Origin of the sequence: Azoarcus sp. L1K30 (assembly GCF_018122735.1) — a bacterium.
Classification (GTDB): Bacteria; Pseudomonadota; Gammaproteobacteria; order Burkholderiales; family Rhodocyclaceae; genus Parazoarcus.
The window spans coordinates 1,077,683-1,079,521 of sequence record NZ_JAGRRD010000001.1; the positions used below are offsets into that span (position 1 = coordinate 1,077,683).

Genomic DNA, 1,839 nt, shown 5'->3' on the forward strand with positions numbered 1-1,839 from the left:
GCGGCAACTATCTGCATCCGCGCCAGGTGCTGCGCGAGCTCGAGAAGGCCATGCCCGAGGATGTGATGGTGTCGACCGACATCGGCAACATCAACTCGGTGGCCAACAGCTATCTGCGTTTCGAGAAGCCGCGTTCCTTCTTCGCCGCGATGAGCTTCGGTAACTGCGGGTACGCTTTCCCCACCATCATCGGGGCCAAGGTCGCCGCGCCCCATCGTCCGGCCGTCTCCTACGCAGGTGACGGCGCCTGGGGCATGAGCCTGATGGAGACCATGACCTGCGTGCGTCACAACATCCCGGTCACCGCGGTCGTGTTCCACAACCGCCAGTGGGGCGCCGAGAAGAAGAACCAGGTCGATTTCTACAACCGCCGCTTCGTCGCCGGTGAGCTCGACAACCAGTCCTTCGCCGAGATCGCCCGCGCCATGGGCGCCGAGGGCATCACCGTCGATCGCCTCGAGGATGTCGGCCCCGCCCTCAAAAAGGCCATCGACATGCAGATGAACCAGGGCAAGACCACCATCATCGAGATCATGTGTACCCGCGAGCTCGGCGACCCCTTCCGGCGCGATGCGCTCTCAAAACCCGTCAGACACCTCGACAAGTACAAGGACTACGTCTGAGTCCCGCTACGAGTTGAAACGTCGGCCAAGCAGGAAGCTCTCCTGCTTGGCCCCTCCCCCCGACGCCCCAACAAACCGGACCTCGACACGATGAGCTCAACAACCACCATTGCACAGCCGGCCATGTTTGCGGGCATACGCAAGCTCCTGCCCGGATTCATGCTGTGCGCAGTGATCGCAGTCGCCGCCACTTTTGTCTCCGAGCATTACGGTGGCCCCCAGTTTCTGTACGCGCTGCTGATCGGCATCGCGTTCCATTTCCTGTCCGATTCGGACAAGTGCATTCCCGGTATTGAGATGTCGGCCAAGAAGCTGGTGCGCTTCGGCGTCGCGCTGCTGGGTGCCCGCATCGTTGCCAGCGACGTCAGCGACCTCGGTCTGGTCGGCGTCGGTGCGCTGATCGGCGCGGTTGCGCTGACCATCGGTTTCGGCCTGCTGATGGCACGACTGCTCGGGCTGCCGAGCATGCTCGGCCTGCTCTCGGGCGGCGGCACCGGCATCTGCGGCATCTCGGCAACGATGGCGATCTCGTCCACGCTGCCCAACAACCGCGAGAACGAGCGCTACACCCTGCTCACCGCCATCGGTATCGCGATCTTTTCCACCGTCGCCATGGTGCTCTACCCGCTGATCGTCAAGAGCGCCGGGCTGACCGTTGCCGAAGCCGGCCTCTTCCTCGGCGGCTCCATCCACGACGTTGCCCAGGTGGTGGGTGCCGGCCTGATCATTTCGCCGGAAGTCGGCGATGCCGCCACGCTGGCCAAGATGTTCCGCGTGGCGATGCTGATGCCGGTAGTCGTGATTCTCGCCCTGACCTTTCATGCCGAGCGCAAGAAAAGCGAGACACCCGGCGCGAAGACACCGATCCTGCCGCTGTTTCTGGTCGTGTTCGCGGCACTGGCTGCGGCCAACAGCATGGGCTGGCTGCCCCATGAAGTGGTCGCGATCAGCTCCGAGGTGTCGCGCTGGTGCCTGGTGATCTCGATTGCGGCACTCGGCGTCAAGACCTCGCTGGAAAAGCTCGCCGCACTGGGCTGGAAACCAATCGTGCTGATGTCGAGCGAAGCCATCTTCGTCGCCTCATACATGCTGAGCGTGGTGTATGTCTCGCGCGCCTTCGGCGTCTGACGCGCCACCCGAACGGAGAACCGCATGAACGCCAACGAAAAATTCATCGCCTCGAGCGCCCACGTCGACGAAGCTGCCATCGCCCCGC

At 63.5% G+C, this 1,839-nt stretch carries 2 protein-coding genes; both read left to right on the forward strand.

Going from position 1 to position 1,839, the window contains the following annotated elements:
- The coding region (locus tag J5J83_RS04795; RefSeq protein ID WP_249115615.1) for a thiamine pyrophosphate-dependent enzyme at positions 1-623 on the forward strand (623 nt) is incomplete at its 5' end.
- Positions 624-713: 90 nt separating this feature from the next.
- Positions 714-1,751, forward strand: a complete 1,038-nt coding sequence (locus J5J83_RS04800) for a putative sulfate exporter family transporter (protein ID WP_249115616.1) — start codon at positions 714-716, stop codon at positions 1,749-1,751.
- The last annotated feature ends 88 nt before the right edge of the window (positions 1,752-1,839 follow it).